Raw genomic sequence first — 18,528 nt, 5'->3', positions numbered from 1 at the left:
TCAAAGCATAATTAACATGAGAACCTATAAAGCAAAAAACAGTAGCAAAAACATTTTTGCTACTGTTTAATATTTAATTTTATCTAATAATCTGTATCGTTTTTTCAGGACGGGACAGAATCGAAACGGTTATTAGTTAACGATGACCCATTGTCCTGAAGCGATTAAGCTTTCGGCTTTTTTGAATTTAATTTCTTGTGTTTGTCCGTTAGCCACGTTTTGAATTGTAACGTTGTCATTGCGATTGATTTTTGGCATATCTCTCACGATAGTTTCTGTTACTTGTCGTTGTTGCGTTTCTCCAGCCTCACGATTTATATTTTCGCTATTTGGAATTTCGTCTTTGCTCAATTTATAATCTTCTTTCTGACGAACTTCTTTTGCCTCTTGAATATGTTGATTCTCTTGAGCCGGTAAATCACCTTTAAATAAGAATGAAATAACTTCTTTATTTACATTGTCAAGCATTCCTCTAAATAAATTGAACGCTTCCAGTTTGTAAATAAGTAATGGATCTTTTTGTTCGTGAACGGCTAATTGAACAGATTGTTTCAATTCGTCCATTTTACGCAAGTGCTTTTTCCAAGCCTCATCAACAATTGACAAAGTGATGTTTTTCTCAAAATCAGCAACTAATTGCGCCCCTTGAGTTTCGTACGCTTTTTTCAAATCGGTAACCACATTTAAGGTTTTGATTCCATCAGTGAATGGAACTACAATACGCTCAAATTGATTGTTTTTATCTTCGTAAACATCTTTTATGATAGGGTAAGCTTCTCTGGCGCTTCTTTCTGTTTTCTCCGTATAAAATTCTAATGTCGCTTTATATACTTTACCGGTTAATTCCATCTCAGTTAATTTCACAAATTCACTTTCGGTAACCGGAGAAGTGATAGAGAAATAACGAATTAATTCAAATTCAAAGTTTTTAAAATTATTTGTCGCTTTGTTTTCGTCAATAATCAATTCGCAAGTGTCGTAAAGCATGTTAGCAATATCCAATTTCAAACGCTCTCCAAACAATGCATGGCGACGACGTTTGTAAACTACTTCACGTTGTGCATTCATAACATCATCGTATTCCAATAAACGTTTACGAACACCAAAGTTATTTTCCTCTACTTTTTTCTGAGCACGCTCGATAGATTTTGTCATCATAGAATGTTGAATTACTTCGCCTTCCTGTAATCCCATTCTGTCCATCACTTTAGCGACTCTGTCAGAACCAAACAAACGCATTAGGTTGTCTTCAAGAGAAACATAAAACTGAGAACTTCCCGGGTCACCTTGACGACCTGCACGACCACGCAACTGACGGTCAACACGACGTGAATCGTGACGTTCTGTTCCTACAATCGCTAATCCACCAGCAGCTTTTACTTCGGCAGATAATTTGATATCGGTACCACGACCAGCCATATTGGTAGCAATCGTTACGACACCTGATTTTCCTGCTTCTTCAACGATTTGAGCTTCTTGTTTGTGCATTTTTGCATTCAATACATTGTGCGCAACCCCTCTCATTTTAAGCATTCGGCTTAATAATTCTGAAATCTCTACCGAAGTTGTTCCAATTAATACTGGTCTTCCTGCATTTGATAATTGGGTTACATCCTCAATTACGGCATTGAATTTCTCACGAGTCGTTTTATAAATAAAATCCTCTTTGTCTTTTCTGGCCATTCCTCTGTTAGTAGGAATTTCTACCACATCCAGTTTGTATATTTGCCATAACTCACCCGCTTCAGTTACTGCAGTTCCAGTCATACCGCCTAGCTTGCTGTACATTCTGAAATAGTTTTGTAATGTTACTGTTGCAAATGTTTGTGTAGCAGCTTCGATTTTTACGTTTTCTTTGGCTTCAATTGCTTGGTGTAATCCATCAGAATAACGACGGCCATCCATGATACGACCTGTTTGCTCATCAACAATCATGATTTTGTTGTCCATGATTACATATTCTACATCTTTTTCAAATAAAGCATAGGCTTTCAAAAGCTGGGTCAACGTGTGAATACGCTCGCTTTTAATTCCGAAATCCTGGAATAATCTTTCTTTTTCTTCCGCTTCAGTATCTTTGTCCAGTTTTTTCTTTTCGATAGCAGCAATCTCGGTTCCAATATCTGGAAGTACGAAAAAGTCAGCATCGGTATCTCCTGAAAGGAATTTTATTCCATTATCAGTCAATTCAACTTGGTTGTTTTTTTCTTCAATTACAAAATACAATGCTTCATCAACCTTATGCATTTCGCGATTGTTGTCCTGCATGTATTGGTTTTCGGTTTTTTGAAGCAATTGCTTGATTCCTTCCTCACTCAAAAACTTAATTAAAGCTTTGTTTTTAGGTAAACTTCTGTATGCTCTTAATAATAAGAATCCGCCTTCTTTAGTATTTCCTTCTTTGATTAATTTTTTAGCTTCAGATAGGAAACCGTTAGCCAACTGACGTTGTAAACTAACTAAGTTTTCAATCTTTGGTTTCATTTCCATGAACTCATGACGATCTCCTTGTGGAACAGGTCCTGAAATAATCAACGGAGTTCTTGCATCATCAATCAAAACTGAATCGACTTCATCGACAATGGCGTAATTGTGTTTTCTTTGAACTAATTCATCTGGCGTATGCGCCATGTTATCCCTCAAGTAGTCAAAACCAAACTCATTATTCGTTCCGTAAGTGATGTCAGCATTATACGCTTTTTTTCTTCCTTCAGAACTTGGTTGGTAATTGTCAATACATTCAACAGTCAATCCATGAAATTCGAATAAAGGTGCTTTCCATGTACTATCACGTTTTGCCAAATAATCATTTACCGTTACTAAATGCACCCCGTTTCCAGTCAAAGCATTTAAGTACAGCGGTAAGGTTGCTACCAATGTTTTTCCTTCCCCTGTTTGCATTTCAGCTACTTTTCCTTCATGCAAAACCATTCCACCTATTAACTGTACGTCATAGTGAATCATGTCCCAAGTAATTTCTTTACCGGCAGCACTCCAGGAATTAGCCCAAATTGCGTTGTCACCATCTAAAGTGATGTAACTTTTAGTTGCTGAAAATTCACGGTCTTTTGCAGTTGCAGTTACAACGATTTGAGTGTTGTCTTTAAATCGTCTGGCCGTTTCTTTTACCACTGCAAATGCCTCAGGAAGGATTTCCAGCAATGTTTTTTCCGAAATATCGTAAGCTTCTTTTTCCAGCGCATCAATAGCGATATAAATATCTTCTCTTTTATCAATGTCTTCAATGCTTTCCACTTCTTGTTTCAATGCGTCAATTTTAGCATCTTTTTCAGAACGGGCTTGTTTTATTTTATCTTTGAAAAATGCGGTACGCGCTCTAAGTTCATCATTAGATAATGCCATTAGAGGATTTTCAAAAGTTTTGATTTTGTTAAGATAAGGCTGTAAAGCCTTTACATCTTTTTGAGATTTATCTCCAACAAAGACTTTAATGATACTGTTTATAAAACTCATAATATGTTTTTATTTCTATTTGTGTAATTGTGTAAATTTAAACAAAAAAAAAGCCTCTTTTGAGACTTTTTCTTGGTTTACTTTTTAATATTCATCCTCATTCCAAAGATAATCTTCGTCTGTAGGATAATCTGGCCAAATTTCTTCCATTGATTCATATATCTCGCCTTCATCTTCTATAGATTGAAGGTTTTCTACTACTTCTAATGGAGCTCCTGCTCTAATAGCGTAGTCAATAAGTTCGTCTTTGTTAGCAGGCCACGGGGCATCACTTAAATAAGATGCTAATTCTAATGTCCAATACATCTGTTGTCGATTTAGTTTTGTGCAAAAATAAATTTTTTACTGAAAAAGACAAGTAAAAAATCATTTATTTTTAGTTAAAGTTAAGAACGTCTTTTTTTGTTTGAAGTTTAAGGTTTAAAAGTTTAAAGTTTTTGAACCGAAAATACAGCTGAAAACGGACCGCTGCATACTGAAAACTACTTCCTTGGAATCCATTGGATTTCCGCAGCGTTCAAATCATGAGACAACTTTCGTGCCAACACAAAAAGATAGTCAGAAAGTCGGTTCAGGTATTTGATAGCGATTTCAGCAACGGGTTCATTATGGCTTAAATGTACTGCTAGACGCTCTGCTCTGCGACAAACGCAACGTGCTATATGACAATATGACACAGTAGTATGTCCACCGGGAAGGACAAAATGAGTCATTGGAGGCAATGCTTCTTCCATCGCGTCAATTTCGTTTTCCAATAATTCAATATCGGACTCGATAATCCCCAATTTTTTTAAACGCAATTCCCCGTTTTTCATCACCTCTTTTTCCGGAGGCGTAGCAAGTATAGCGCCAACGGTGAATAATCGATCTTGTATTTCGATAAGGATTTCTTTATAATGACTGTTCATTTCCTGGTCCCGAATTAAACCGATATGGGAATTCAATTCGTCAACGGTGCCGTAACTTTCTATACGGGCATGGTCTTTTGGGACTCTGGTTCCGCCAAAAAGTGCTGTTGTTCCTTTATCTCCAGTCTTTGTATATACTTTCATCTCGCGTTTGTTTGATTTTAAAAGAACAAATTTAGGGTATTAATTCCACTATTGCTGCTACAAATCGGTCCAGTGAACGGTCACTGAGATTGAAATACAAATCGGGTTCAATACATTCCATTTCCATTAAGTACAAATCATTGTCAATTACTATTCCGTCCACTCTGGCATACAATAAATTGTCTTGAAAAGTATGGACAATTTTCTGTGCTTTTTTAATGAGTTCCTGACTAGGTTGAACCAAATGGTATTTTCCTCCAAATTGAGATTGCACCCTAAAATCCCCTTCAACGGGTTTTTTATTGACACAATGAGAGAATTTTTTATTAAAAAAAATAAAAGAGGTTTCGCCCAATGTTTGAATTTGCGGCATGAATTCTTGTAAAAGCAATTCTTTCTCCGAAGCGATAGTTTTGTATTGCTCGTTTATTTTTGGAATATCCGATAGTTCAAAAACTTCCGTAAGATAGGAACCTGCAGAAAATGCCGGTTTTATAACTGCTTTTTTCCAATGTGGGGGAATGCGTTCTGCAAGATTGAGATTGTCCGTTTTGTCTATGAAAACAGTCGGAAGAATTTTAATTCCCTGCTTTTCCATTTCACGCAAATAAAACTTGTGGATGTTTTGCTTAATTACTTCAATGGGGTTAAGCGTTTTAATTCCTGATTTCTCTATTTGGCTAAGCCAAAGGTTGAATTCGGTTTCTTTCTCGAAATAATCCCAAGTATTACGAAAAATTAAATAGTCGAAATCGTTCCAATTGATGGTTTTGTCACTCCAAATTACCGCTTTGGCTTGCATGTTATGTTTGGCTAATGCAGGAATTATTTTTTGATCTTCGGGAGTTAAATCGGGAAGTTTTTCGCAAGTTAGTATCGCTATTCTCATTTTGGGTGCAGGTATTATTTGGAAATTTAGATGGTATTGTGAGCGGGATTCCTTAGCCCAGATAGCAGCGGTATCCTGTTTCTTGTCATTCATACGAAGGAAGAATGGCAAGAAAGAGATACAAGCGAATAGCTGGAAATGGCTCCTAAAAAAACTATTTTATAGTATCACTTTCAATAAGTCCATCTCTTAAACGGATAATTCTATGGGCGTAAGCAGCAATTTCCTCTTCGTGAGTTACCAGAATTACGGTGTTGCCGTTAGCATGGATGTCTCCAAAAAGTTTCATGATTTCAAGCGATGTTTTACTGTCTAAATTTCCTGTAGGTTCATCGGCAAGAATGATGGATGGTTTATTGACTAAAGCACGCGCAATAGCTACACGCTGGCGTTGTCCTCCAGAAAGTTGGTTGGGTTGGTGGTCCATTCTGTCAGCAAGATTCACTTGTTCCAATACTTCGGTAGCTCGGACATTTCTCTCGGATTTAGAAAAACCTGCGTAAATCATGGGTAAAGCCACATTATCTAGTGCAGTTGTTCTTGGCAAAAGGTTAAAAGTCTGGAAAACAAAACCAATTTCTTTATTGCGAATTTCAGCTAATTCATCATCTTTCATCTGGCTGACATCTTTTCCGTTCAGAATATAACTCCCGGAAGTTGGGGTGTCCAAGCAACCTAATAAATTCATTAAAGTTGATTTTCCAGATCCAGATGGTCCCATTAATGCAACATATTCCCCTTTATTTATCTCTAAATCAATGCCTTTTAGGACATAAACGATTTCGTTTCCGAGAATAAAATCTCGTTTGATATTGGTTATTTTTATTAGCGGGTTTGCCATTGGGATTTTGATTGCTGATTAACGATTTTTGATTTTAAAAGTACAAAAGACTTTCGAATTATTGATAAGTAGTCATTTTTTAAATTTGTTACAGGTTTTCTCTTCAATTTTAAATAAGAACTACCTTTTTCAAAAATCAAATAATTGCAATTTTGCTTATTTCTTTTAAAATACAATTTTTAATACATAGAATTGGGCCGTAATTATTTATACTATTTAAAGGTTAATTTATATAATTCCCACTTTATTTTTTTTTATTTCATAATTACATGTAATATTTATAAGATTTTTGGATTATAATTACGAATCGAATAATGTTGCTTAAATTTACATGATAATATTTAATCAAATCAAGAAATTATGGAAAGTAAAAAGTTATTATTAGGTGTAGCGGTAATCGCTTTAGGGTTTACCTCTTGTAAGGATGAGAAAGCGGAACAAGCAGAGAAAACTGTTGATAGTTATGTTATGTACGTAGATTCAGTAGGTAATGTTGCAGCAGAAGATGCTAAAGGGAATTGGCAGGGGATTGAAGCAACTTATGAATTGAAAAGCGGAGAAGCTGAAGCTGCTATTGCAAACATGAAAGATAATGCGGCAGCGCAAGAACGTCTTGCTGCAAGTAGAGCCAAATATGAAGCTTTAAAAGCTAAATATGAAGCTGAAAAAGCGGAACAAGAAATTGTTGCTGCGCCAGTAAATTCAAAACAACAATTAAGAAATGCTTTGTTTGGTCAAGGAAAAATTGGAGATGATATGAACTTTAGTTGGGTAAACGCAGCTAATATTCATAGTGTTTACCAACAATTCATCCATACTGCTGAAGATAATAAAGACAGTTATTCACGTGAAGACTGGGATGAAATTAAATTAATGTACGAAGCATTGGACAGCAGAAAAAATACTGTTGAAAAAGAAGGACTTTCGTCTGAAGATAACAGAAAAATTGCTGCTTTAAAATTCAAATTTGCTCCAATGTTGAAAGTGAATAGAATGGGTGCAAAATCAGGAGAAATGAAAAGAGCAAAAGAATAAACGACTTACTAATTCAAGGTTAGAAATGACAGTCAGCAATGACTGTCATTTTTTTTGCATTAAATGCGAATTATAAAATGCTCTTTGGGCTGTTCTCTTCTAAAAAATACCAAACCCCACTGGAATGTATCAATCGTAACGGTCACTTTTGGATGTTTTTTTATGATTTCCCAAGCTTCTTCCATTTCTGGTGACCAATGTATATCGTCGAATACCCACAAGGTTTCGTTGGTAATCGTTGGCAACAAAAGTTCGAAATATTCCAGTGTTGCTTTCTTGGAGTGATTGCCGTCGAAATAGACTAGTTGGTAGTGTTCAGTGTTCAGTGTACAGTTTAGCAAATAAGTACTGAACTCTGTTATTTCGGACTTTATGGTATTGAAATTGAATTTTTGAAATTGCAATTGGGCTTGTTTTGCTGTTTCCGGACAACCTTCTAAAGTGATTGTTTTTGCTTTTAAATTACCCAAAGAAAGGGCAGTAGTCGCTAATCCTAATGAAGTACCAATTTCTAAAATAGATTGCTTCGCCTGTTCGCTGTCGCTCGGGTCCAGCTGTAAATAATTAGTGATTCTAAATAATAATTGGGCTCGTTTTGGAGAAATTCCAGCCGTTCTGGCAATCTTGGAAATTTTTCTTTTATTAGATTTGAAAACTTTCGAACCTGCACCAAAATCGGTAACTTCGATTGTAGTGTTGTTTTCTAAAAGGGATTTTCTGTAATTTCTTAGAACTGCATATTCGGGTTTTGATTTTTTGTCATAAAAGCATTTTGTTAATAAAGTAAACACAAATGGCGAATGTACCGCATGCTCATTTCTTGAGTGCCAAAGGAATTGTAAGTACGATTTTATTTGGAATAACATAAAGAGTATTAATGCTTTTATAAAGAAGGCACGAAGATACAAAAAAGGAGTAAGTAGTGTGGAGTGAATAATCTGCGTAAATTTGTAAAATCTGCGGTCCTATATTTTTCAGGCAGATTTTACAGATTTACGCAGATTCTAATGTGAAAATATCTTAAAAGTTTAATTCCTAAAGCGTATGCCTTGGGGATTAGTAATAATTCAGGTATTACACGAATCACTTCTCTAGATACTATTCACTTTAAATAGTATATTTGCACCCTTGGTATTTTTGCTAATAAAAATGCCTGTTTTATATAATGACAACATCAGCAATAGAAAATAAGACTGCCATAAGCTCGGAAGAAATTGACCGATGCATCGCTATTTTGGCACAATTGAATACGGATACAGACCAAATATTTGATATCCCAAAAGAACAACGAACGGCCTTAATCAAAGCCGCAGGAATGTTTTCCAGACCCGATCGTGATGAACTTTCCCGTAGAAAAAAGGACGGAAAGTTAGCTGTCAAAAGAAAAATGGAAAAGCGCGACCGAACTGCCCGCAAGGAAACCGGAATCAGACATGCCCGTGAAGCGAGTGTTTTTGTGGCACCAAAATTATTGGCGATGAACCATCTCGCTCTCAAAGAACAATTAGAACTGGAAACTCCCAGAAATTGTTATGTCTGTAAAACCGAGTTTACTAAAATGCACCACTTTTATGATACGATGTGTACCGATTGTGGTGATTTTAATTATGCGAAACGGTTTCAAACCGCAGATGTAAAAGGGCAAGTAGCTGTTATTACGGGCTCTCGTCTAAAAATAGGCTATCACATTACGTTGATGCTTTTACGCGGAGGCGCAACTGTTATTGCAACGACTCGTTTTCCGGTGGACTCAGCATTGCGTTTTTCTAAAGAAGATGATTTTATGGATTGGGGACATCGTTTGAAAATTCATGGATTGGATTTACGACATATTCCCAGTGTGGAGATTTTTTGCAATTTCATAGAGCAAAAGTATGAGCGTTTGGATATCTTGATTAATAATGCGGCACAAACCGTGAGACGTCCCGCGGGATTCTATACCCATTTAATGGAAAATGAAGAACTTCCTATCGCTTCTTTACCGCAACAAGCGCAAGAATTATTACTGGATCATACCAATTGTTTGGATGAATTAAAAGTATTGACATCAGGAGTTTCTTCGAATCAAAATATGCCAGTGACTTGGCATGGACCAGAACCGGGAATTGGGTTGCGGGCTTCCGCCAAATTATCGCAGATTCCGTATTCGTTTGATAACGCACTGGTGGCAAATGAAGTTTTTCCGGAAGGAGAACTCGACGCCGATTTGCAGCAAGTGGATTTAAGAAAGACCAACAGCTGGCGTTTGCGATTGGGACAAATAGAAACAACGGAGATGATTGAAGTACAGTTGGTGAATTCGGTTGCGCCATTTGTATTGTGCAACCGCCTTTCGGAAGTGATGAAGAAAGACAATACCGGACAAAAGCACATCATTAATGTTTCGGCTATGGAGGGGAAGTTTCATCGCTTTTTCAAGGAAGACCGTCATCCTCATACTAATATGGCTAAAGCCGCTTTGAATATGCTGACGCACACTTCTTCAGGAACTTTGGCAAAAGACGGAATTTTTATGAATGCGGTGGATACGGGTTGGGTTACTGATGAAGATCCGGCAGAGTTAGCCAAAAGAAAACAGGAAGAAGAAGATTTTCAACCGCCATTAGACATTGTGGATGGAGCTGCAAGGGTTATGGATCCGTTGTTTGACGGTATTAATACAGGAAAGCATTGGTGTGGGAAGTTTTTGAAAGATTACAACCCTATTCCTTGGTAGTTTTTATAAAATGACATAATTGTCTATAAAGTGGATTATGACAAATAAATAAAAAGCAAGATCCAGACTTTAAACCATTTAAGTAATAGAAGTACATTTAAGTTAGCTTATCTTGTGCATCTATTTCTTATAGGATTGTTTTTTAGAAAAATATTTTTAATTTGTTGTTGGGATGTATTTGACATTCTTAACGATATATAAAACCCAGAGCAGAATTATATTTTGTTGTGGGTTTTTTATTGCCCAAAATTTGCCAACACGGATTGTAAATCCGGACTGCCCAATAATTTATGAAATTTTTAGAGTTTTAAATTAGGTTCAAAACCGTTTTATTAATTAGTTTTGTTGTAAATTAATAATTTATGGGCTGTTATTGTGCAGTTTTCTTTATATTAGTATCTTTAATATAGAATTCAATAAATGTAAAAGTTTAAACATTATCTAATTTAACCACATTTTAATTTTAAATACTATGGTGATAGAGTATCAAGGGGAACAAAACGGAATTCCGACAAAATTTACGGTAAGAATCATCGGAAATAATATATCGAAAACGAGTTCGAATTACCAAATTGATTTATTGGTAGGAGACAAAAAATTGCCGACTTTTAAGACCTTAATCCATAAGAGTTTGGCTAATTGTTTGAAAGAGATTTACTTGTTCCGCAAATACAACGGTATCAAGTTTGATGCTTCTTCCGAAAAAATCGCGCCTAAAGTAACCCTTTATGATTCGAATTTATATAATTATCACAAGAAGACCTTGTTTTTGGCATAACCCATTTGCAAAAGCTACTAGTTTATAAAATGAAAACCACAACAGAAATTAGATTTTGTTGTGGTTTTTATTTAAAATGCGATTTGTAAACTTTAGTGTTCATGCTGCAAACTGCGACTGAACACTGAATACTAATTTTATCCTTCTATCTTAGCCGAAAGCTCAAACCATCGTTCCTCTTTCTCTTCAATTTTATTGATGATGTTTTTCAATTCATTAGCTTTCTTTTCAATATCAGCTTCAGTAATTTTTCCGTCTGAGAATAATTGCTCGATAGTTGTTTTTTGAATCTCTAAATCTTTTATTTCTCGTTCCGTTTTTTGGAATTCTTTTTGCTCGTTGAAGGTCAGGTTTCCTGTTGGATTGTTTTGTTTCCAGTCTTTCTTGTCAGCTTTGTTTTCCTCTTTTTGAGCCACATCAGCACTGTCTTCGTAGGCTCTAAAATCAGAATAGTTTCCAGGGAAATCTTCCACGACACCATCACCTCTAAAAATGAATAAGTGATCCACAATTTTATCCATGAAATACCTGTCGTGAGAAACCACAACTAAGCAACCCGGATAATCCAAAAGGAAGCTTTCCAAAACATTCAGCGTTACAATATCCAAATCATTGGTAGGCTCATCCAGAATCAAAAAGTTTGGATTCTGAATCAAAACCGTACACAAATACAAACGTTTCAATTCGCCACCACTCAATCGATCCACAAAATCGTATTGTTTTTTAGAATCAAACAAGAAACGCTCCAGCAATTGCGAAGCCGAAATCAATTTCCCTTTCATCAATGGAATAAATTCTCCGTATTCCTTAATCACATCAATCACACGCTGACCCGGTTTAGGGTTAATTCCACTTTGTGTATAGTAACCTACTTTTATCGTTTCACCAATCACTACTTTTCCACCATCAAGCGGTAAAGTTCCGGTCAATAAATTCAAGAAAGTTGATTTTCCAGTTCCATTTTTTCCAATGATTCCAATGCGTTCCCCACGTTGAAAATCAAAACTGAAATTGTCCATGATCACATGATCCTTGAATTTCTTGGAAATTTTGTGAAGCTCGATTATCTTGCTTCCCATGCGCTCCATATTAATTTCAAGTTCCACTTTATTTTCACGACGGCGACTTTGCGCTTTTTCCTTGATATCATAAAAATCATCCTGACGCGATTTCGACTTGGTCGTTCTCGCTTTTGGCTGACGTCGCATCCATTCTAATTCTTTTACAAAAAGGTTTTGTGCTTTATCCACACTCGAATTCTCGGATGCGATGCGTTCCTCTTTTTTCTCTAAATAATACGAGTAATTTCCTTTGTATTGGTATAATTTCCCGTTGTCTAATTCGATGATTTCATTACAAACACGCTCCAAAAAGAAACGGTCGTGCGTCACCATAAACAACGTAATGTTTTCTTTGGCAAAATAGCTTTCCAGCCATTCAATCATCTCTAAATCCAAGTGATTAGTAGGTTCATCCAGAATCAATAAATCAGGACGATTAATTAGAATGATAGCCAGTGATAATCTTTTTTTCTGTCCACCGGAAAGATTCTTTACTTTAAGTTTGAAATCTTCCAACTTCAGTTTGAACAAAATTTGCTTGTATTGCGTTTCAAAATCCCAGGCATTATGCTGATCCATTCCGTCAAAAGCTTTTTGGTATGCTTCTTCATCTTCAGGATTTTCTAATGCTTTTTCATACGCCTCAATCACTTTCAAAGTCTCATTATCCGATGCGAAAATGCTTTCCTCAATCGTCAATTCATCTTGCAAGTTGTTATTTTGCGAAAGGAAAGCCATTTTTATACCTTTTCTCAAAACTACTTGTCCCGTATCTGGTTCGTCAAGACCATTAATAATACTCATGATAGTAGTTTTTCCAGAGCCATTTTTGGCTATGAAGGCAATTTTTTGGTCTTTATTGATTCCAAAAGAAATGTTTTCAAAAAGCGTTCTTTCTCCAAAAGATTTCGATATATTTTCTACAGATAGGTAATTCATGGTCTAATAGTGCTTAAAATAAAGCTTTTATGTATGTTTAAAATGAAGAGGTCTCTAATTAGGTCTCTAATTTTAAATAGGAGTTTAATATGGACGGTGCAAAGATACCTTTTTTGAATCAAACAAAAAAAGATAGCTGTCCTGCTCCAAGTGTATCAGAAAATAAAAATTTCTGAATACCTTCTGAAAGAAATACAGCTCCAACCATCAGTCTGATTAAGATTGTAGTTTTTGAGTTGTCTGTATGAATGATTTTTTTGAACATCCTATTTTTTTATTGGAGATTGTCTGTTAATTGGGATTTGACCGCTGAAAAATGGGGCTTTCTCCATTGCGTGACCGCTGTTGCAGTTAATTGTCATAGTTTGTAATCCTTTGTTGAAAACGGCTGTGCCTTTGCTTTCTACTGATTTTTTCATTTCGTGAAAAACATAATTCAAAAAGTGTTCTGCTGATTTTGCTCTTTTTGGTCTGCGTTCTAATCCGTTTGCAATGGCGATTTTTATTTTTTATAATTGACAGTCGGCATATTCCCAGTTTTAGTCTTGTCCTGCCCAATAAAGTTCTTGGTAACGATAACTTGTCTCAGCCATTGCATTGTCAAAACCTCTGAGTTTTTTTTCAATGGTCTTGATTTGGAGCATACATTGCAAACGAAGTTGTACAACAAAAGAAGCACTTGACAGTGTTTCCTGTATTTCTAAATGGAACTCAAAACGGTTCCACTTCGGACGAGATAGGTTTTGTAGTCATTTAAAATATTCTAAATAGCAAACGAACAATTGTTTTCAATTTTATTGTGAATCCCCTTCGAATGACAGACATCTCATTGAAAACTAAATTTTATTTATACTGAAAAACACCAAATCATCAAGAAAAGAAATGATTTTTGCCTCGTCCTTATTTTTTCCAAAATCGGTAAGTGAAGGCAAGTTGTTCATGAAAAAATTCTGAAAATGAGCCATTTCAATAATGGTGGTAGCTAATGATTTCGGGTATTTGTACTTCGGATTACATTCTGAAATTAAATCACCTATAACTGCACAAAGGTCTTTATAGGGTTTGAAAAAATGGTGTCTATTGTCTTCGCTTACATGCTTTGTTAAATATGCTTTTGAACCTTCTGAAATAACAATTTGATGCAATAGACTTTCGTTAATATAACTTGTTTTTTTATCATCTGTTACTGTTGTCGCTAATAATTTGATTACCTTTTTTAATCTAATAATGGGGTCATTAATATTATTGGTATGAAAGCTTATCTGGTATTCAAGCCAACTCCAATACCAAGCTACAAGATATAACAGTAAGCGATGTTTGTTTTCAAAGTATCGGTAAATACCCGCTTCGGTTGTACCAATGTCTTTTGCTAATTTTTTAAAGGTAAAGGTTTCGAAGCCGCTTTGGTAGATCAATTGAATGCTGTGCATAAGAATCTTTTTTCCCAACTCTGTCTGTTTAGGATTACGGAGAAATAACGCCTCATTCATTTTTATTTGCAATTGTAGCTCCATTTGTATCCTTGTATTGATTGGTCGTTGTATAATAAATGACTGAAAAAGCTTCAACTTTCTTTGGCAAATATAGCTAAAATTTATTTTACTATTATTAATGATAGTGTTACTATCATTAATAATATAATTTCTATCTTTGCCGTGTCAAACTAAAAAAAACCGATTATGGAATTAAAAAGTATGTTTAAAGAACTGAAATACGACTTGCCCGCAAGTATTGTTGTGTTTTTCGTAGCCGTTCCGTTATGTCTTGGTATCGCATTGGCATCAGGTGCGCCATTGTTTGCTGGTATTATCGCGGGTATTGTCGGAGGTATTGTGGTGGGTGTTTCCAGTGGCTCGCCTTTGGGTGTCAGTGGGCCTGCTGCCGGATTGGCAGTTATTGTTCTAACTTCTATTGCTTCGCTTGGGGGTTCATGGACAGCATTTTTAACGGCAGTTGTTTTGGCAGGAATTATCCAACTGATTTTGGGATATGCCAAAGCGGGCTTTGTTGCTTACTTTTTTCCGTCTTCTGTTATTAAGGGGATGCTTACCGGTATTGGTCTTTTGATTATACTAAAACAAATACCCCACGCATTAGGCTGGGACAAAGACGCTGTTGGGGATGATGCTTTTTTGCAGTCGGATGGACAAAATACGTTTTCTGAGATTTTTAAAGCATTTGAATTTATAACGCCAGGGGCAGTGCTTATTGGAGTAATATCCTTGGCTATACTGATATTGTGGGATAAGGTATTGACAAAAAAACATAAAATATTCCAATTGATACAAGGGCCAATCGTGGTGGTGGCATTGGGTATTGTGATGAATTATTTTTACCAAAACGAAATGCTGAATTTTAGTTTAGCTGCCGACCAAGTGGTACGGTTACCGGTGCCACATTCCGTTTCAGAATTTTTCGGGCAGTTTACTTTGCCTGATTTTACCGCGTTATCTAATCTAGAAGTGTATAAAGTCGCTATTATAATCGCTATTGTGGGTAGTTTAGAAACTTTATTAAGTGTTGAGGCAACCGATAAATTAGACCCCGATAAAAGAATTACGCCAGCCAATAGAGAGCTAAAAGCACAAGGTTTAGGAAATATAATTTCTGGTTTAATTGGTGGGTTACCTATTACGCAAGTAATTGTTCGAAGTTCGGCAAATATATCTTTTGGCGGAAAAACAAAAATGTCCGCTATCCTTCACGGTTTCTTTCTGCTGTTGAGTGCCATTACTATTGCAAGTGTATTGAATATGATACCATTGGCAAGTTTGGCGGCTATTTTATTGATGGTAGGTTATAAATTGGCCAAACCGGCTCTTTTTAAAGAGATGTATAAATTAGGATGGGAGCAGTTTATTCCTTTTGCCGCTACAGTTGCCACTATTTTGGCAACCGATCTGCTAAAAGGGATTACCGTAGGGATGCTATTGGGCGGCTTTTATGCTTTGCGTCACAGCTACCGAAATTCGTACCAATTGAAAGATGTTACGACTACCGAAGAGGGACATGAAGTGCATCATATTGTTTTGGCCGAAGAGGTTTCATTTTTCAATAAACCAAGTGTCATACAAGCGCTGGATAGCATCCCTGCAAATTCAAAAGTGATTATTGACTGCTCTAATTCCAAATCCATTGATTATGATGTGGTAGAATTCATAAAAGACTATCAGATTAATGCCAAGACCAAGAACATAACGGTTGAAAAAATAAACTGTATCGAACCGGCTTAAAACAGAAATTTTTTAAAAAATAAAAAACAGAGAACAATGAAAACATTAAACAAAGAAATGCAAGATGCCATTACCCCTACAATGGCGATTGATATATTAAAAGAAGGTAATAAAAGATTTGTGAATAATCTTAAAATAAACCGTAACCTTTTGCAGCAGGCTAATGAAACATCGGATGGGCAACACCCTTTTGCCGTTATTTTGAGTTGCATAGACTCTCGAACTTCGGCGGAGTTGATTTTTGACCAAGGTTTGGGAGACGTTTTTAGTGTTCGTATTGCGGGCAATATTATTAACGAAGATATTTTAGGTAGCATGGAGTTCGCTTGTAAAGTGGCTGGATCGAAAATAATTGTTGTTTTGGGGCATACAAAATGTGGTGCCATAAAAGGCGCATGTGATCATGTGGAAATGGGGAACTTAACCGCTCTGTTAAGTAAAATTCAACCCGCAGTTTACGATGAAAAAACCGAAACCGAAAATCGCAGTTCAAGTAATGGGGAGTTCGTAGAAAAAGTGGCTACCATAAATGTAAAAAGAACGGTGCATGCCATGATGGAGCGCAGCCCAATTCTAAAAGAAATGATAGAAAAAGGTGAGATCGGAATTGTAGGAGGAACACATGATATTACAACTGGTATAGTAACTTTCTATGATGATACCATGATTGTAAATAGATAAGATTGAAATAAGTTTTAACGAATAACTAGTATGTTTCAAGGTAGAAAACTTTTTAAAGCAACTAAGCATAAAAAGAAAACGTGATTGCACCAATTCTTGAAAATGAATTAGGAGTAAGTTGCATTGTATCCGATAAATTTGACACTGATACATTGGGAACTTTTTCGGGAGAAATTGCCAGAAAAGAGGATGCGCTAGAAAATCCATTAACGATAGATTAGAACGCGCCACAAAAAAATAAAAAAATAGTATTCACAAAACGTGTAGTTATAATTCGGCTACACGTTTTTATATTTAACCGCTTATGATGTTCTTAAAATAATTAATGTTCTTTTTGGTGCTTACTGGAATAGGAGGTAATTCGTATTCGCAGGAACAAAGAATTACGGATAATAAATAGTATTGGCTGGCTTGCCTACACCAGTACATTTAAAATAAGTCCAAAAATTGCACTCATACAGAATACCAATGGCGAAGAGTAGAAGGACTGAAAAAACCGCAACAAAGTTTGTTGCGAACAGGGGTGAAAAACAAAAAAACAATTATATTGGTAAAGGTCCACATTTTTATAACTAAATTTACTTGTAATAACAGGACTTTATTAGCGTAAAAGACAACCTGATAAAATTGACACAGAGGACAAACATAAAATATCGAAAACTTAAGATCAATTTTTGGAGGGCTTTTTGCCGATTTGTCTAGCCAAAGATTAAAAATTGAAACAATTAATCTCGAACTTTAATCCGTAAAAAAAAAATGTTATGAAGAGCGAAGATAAATTTTTAAGAATAATTATAGGTATTAATAAAAATGTAATTCGTGTTTTAATTGGCATAATGACTTTAAGTTTAATACTGGGTACATTACATCTTATCTATTTAGAATTTAAAAAAATTACTGCCCCTCCTTATTTATTGATTGATGTTTCCACCTTATTCGAAGTATTTAATTTGATATTGATTATTGCGGTTGGATATGAACTTATAAAAGCATTGCTATTAATTATTTCTTCCAATATAATTCCTACTATTCCTATTGTAGAAATCTCAATTATTGCTATTTCAACTAAAATAATCACACTAGATATACAGCAAACAAATAGTAATATTATTATAAGTTTAGCTTTATTAATTGCTGCACTCGGTCTTACTTATTTTTTATTAAAATATTGTAAGACACCACAAAACAAACCCTAAACAAATTTCAGTAGCACCTATTTCTGAATAATTTTAATTTCTTTAGATAATTAAGCAACAATAACTGAAGATTTCATGAGTAGCATAGTCCAATAAAGAATGGCTTCAGTTTCATACAATAATGTATTAGAGGGTCTCAAAGCTTCCTCTGAAGGTCTTAGTACAACAGAAGTCGGGAAGCGCTTGCAAGAGAAGGGCCTAATATCATTTACAGGCAAAGTACATCAACAACATCAACAAGAATAATTTAGTGGTCATGCCGTTTGGAGTATTAAACAAGATTTTTATGCCACAACATTTGTGTCAAACTTGCAGCGTATTATAGAAAAACAATGCGAACCGTATATGAAAAAAAACAAACAAGAATAGGGATGACTATAAAATCAATTGCATAGGCATCACAAACTGTAAAGGATTCGTGTAAGCTGCAAGTGCTTTTTTTGCGGTATAACATTTTGATTGGCATTTGCCATAAAGTTTAGTACCTTTAAGAAGTGCTTTCGTTCCATACAGTTTGTACAAGTAAACCCCGAACGACTTGCAGACGCAGACTATCAGACCATCGAAATAGAAAAGTGTTTTAGTAAGATTCAATAGACAAACATTTTGGTAAACTGTAAAAATTAACCAAAT

The 18,528-nt window shown here is 35.5% G+C and carries 16 protein-coding genes; 7 read left to right on the top strand and 9 right to left on the bottom strand.

Going from position 1 to position 18,528, the window contains the following annotated elements:
- Nucleotides 1-132 precede the first annotated feature (132 nt).
- From secA to ACNQGG_RS11125, 5 genes are all read right to left on the bottom strand, one after another.
- Nucleotides 133-3,474, bottom strand: a complete 3,342-nt coding sequence (gene secA, locus ACNQGG_RS11145) for a preprotein translocase subunit SecA (RefSeq protein ID WP_417963974.1) — start codon at nt 3,472-3,474, stop codon at nt 133-135.
- A gap of 84 nt (nt 3,475-3,558) precedes the next feature.
- Nucleotides 3,559-3,780, bottom strand: coding sequence for a DUF2795 domain-containing protein (locus tag ACNQGG_RS11140; RefSeq protein WP_007138072.1), 222 nt, complete (start codon nt 3,778-3,780; stop codon nt 3,559-3,561).
- A 176-nt stretch (nt 3,781-3,956) separates the two neighbouring features.
- The gene (locus tag ACNQGG_RS11135; RefSeq protein WP_417963972.1) at nt 3,957-4,526 is read right to left on the bottom strand and encodes a cob(I)yrinic acid a,c-diamide adenosyltransferase; all 570 of its coding nucleotides are present in this window, start codon (nt 4,524-4,526) and stop codon (nt 3,957-3,959) included.
- A gap of 31 nt (nt 4,527-4,557) precedes the next feature.
- Nucleotides 4,558-5,508, bottom strand: a complete 951-nt coding sequence (locus ACNQGG_RS11130; RefSeq protein WP_417963970.1) for an ATP-grasp domain-containing protein — start codon at nt 5,506-5,508, stop codon at nt 4,558-4,560.
- 61 nt (nt 5,509-5,569) lie between these two features.
- The gene (locus ACNQGG_RS11125; RefSeq protein ID WP_417963968.1) at nt 5,570-6,256 is read right to left on the bottom strand and encodes an ABC transporter ATP-binding protein; all 687 of its coding nucleotides are present in this window, start codon (nt 6,254-6,256) and stop codon (nt 5,570-5,572) included.
- A gap of 360 nt (nt 6,257-6,616) precedes the next feature.
- Here ACNQGG_RS11125 and ACNQGG_RS11120 point away from each other — a divergent pair, with 360 nt between their 5' ends.
- Nucleotides 6,617-7,291 (top strand): hypothetical protein, encoded by a 675-nt coding sequence (locus ACNQGG_RS11120; protein WP_417963966.1) that lies wholly within the window; start codon nt 6,617-6,619, stop codon nt 7,289-7,291.
- 59 nt (nt 7,292-7,350) lie between these two features.
- On the opposite strand, the gene ACNQGG_RS11115 is transcribed toward ACNQGG_RS11120, so the two are convergent.
- A complete protein-coding gene (locus tag ACNQGG_RS11115; protein WP_417963964.1) occupies nt 7,351-8,157 on the bottom strand; it encodes an O-methyltransferase in 807 nt (268 codons plus the stop codon).
- 299 nt (nt 8,158-8,456) lie between these two features.
- Here ACNQGG_RS11115 and ACNQGG_RS11110 point away from each other — a divergent pair, with 299 nt between their 5' ends.
- Both ACNQGG_RS11110 and ACNQGG_RS11105 read left to right on the top strand, forming a co-directional pair.
- Nucleotides 8,457-10,007: an SDR family NAD(P)-dependent oxidoreductase gene (locus ACNQGG_RS11110; RefSeq protein WP_417963962.1), complete on the top strand. Its 1,551-nt coding sequence runs from the start codon at nt 8,457-8,459 to the stop codon at nt 10,005-10,007.
- 472 nt (nt 10,008-10,479) lie between these two features.
- Complete coding sequence (locus ACNQGG_RS11105) at nt 10,480-10,785, top strand: hypothetical protein (RefSeq protein WP_416856753.1); 306 nt, start codon at nt 10,480-10,482, stop codon at nt 10,783-10,785.
- 137 nt (nt 10,786-10,922) lie between these two features.
- Here the strand turns inward: ACNQGG_RS11105 and ACNQGG_RS11100 are convergent, their stop codons facing one another.
- The 3 genes from ACNQGG_RS11100 to ACNQGG_RS11090 form a co-directional block, all read right to left on the bottom strand.
- Nucleotides 10,923-12,785: an ABC-F family ATP-binding cassette domain-containing protein gene (locus tag ACNQGG_RS11100; protein WP_417963960.1), complete on the bottom strand. Its 1,863-nt coding sequence runs from the start codon at nt 12,783-12,785 to the stop codon at nt 10,923-10,925.
- Nucleotides 12,786-13,051: 266 nt separating this feature from the next.
- Nucleotides 13,052-13,204 carry a hypothetical protein gene (locus tag ACNQGG_RS11095; protein ID WP_417963958.1) on the bottom strand — a complete coding sequence of 51 codons (153 nt, stop codon included), beginning with the start codon at nt 13,202-13,204 and terminating at the stop codon, nt 13,052-13,054.
- A 417-nt stretch (nt 13,205-13,621) separates the two neighbouring features.
- Entirely contained in the window at nt 13,622-14,215 is a 594-nt protein-coding gene (locus tag ACNQGG_RS11090) for a TetR/AcrR family transcriptional regulator (protein ID WP_417963956.1), read from the bottom strand.
- A gap of 249 nt (nt 14,216-14,464) precedes the next feature.
- On the opposite strand from ACNQGG_RS11090, the gene ACNQGG_RS11085 reads away from it, so the two are divergent.
- From ACNQGG_RS11085 to ACNQGG_RS11070, 4 genes are all read left to right on the top strand, one after another.
- Nucleotides 14,465-16,018, top strand: coding sequence for a SulP family inorganic anion transporter (locus tag ACNQGG_RS11085; RefSeq protein ID WP_417963954.1), 1,554 nt, complete (start codon nt 14,465-14,467; stop codon nt 16,016-16,018).
- Between the two features lie 36 nt (nt 16,019-16,054).
- Nucleotides 16,055-16,699, top strand: a complete 645-nt coding sequence (locus tag ACNQGG_RS11080; RefSeq protein WP_416858874.1) for a carbonic anhydrase family protein — start codon at nt 16,055-16,057, stop codon at nt 16,697-16,699.
- Between the two features lie 80 nt (nt 16,700-16,779).
- A complete protein-coding gene (locus ACNQGG_RS11075) occupies nt 16,780-16,920 on the top strand; it encodes a hypothetical protein (RefSeq protein ID WP_416858873.1) in 141 nt (46 codons plus the stop codon).
- A gap of 540 nt (nt 16,921-17,460) precedes the next feature.
- Nucleotides 17,461-17,895, top strand: coding sequence for a phosphate-starvation-inducible PsiE family protein (locus ACNQGG_RS11070; RefSeq protein ID WP_417963952.1), 435 nt, complete (start codon nt 17,461-17,463; stop codon nt 17,893-17,895).
- Nucleotides 17,896-18,528 lie beyond the last annotated feature (633 nt).

Source organism: Flavobacterium esculini, assembly GCF_048284325.1.
In the GTDB taxonomy this organism is placed as follows: domain Bacteria; phylum Bacteroidota; class Bacteroidia; order Flavobacteriales; family Flavobacteriaceae; genus Flavobacterium.
Note: the sequence above shows the minus strand (reverse complement) of the source record. Positions and strands in the feature narration are given on the sequence as shown.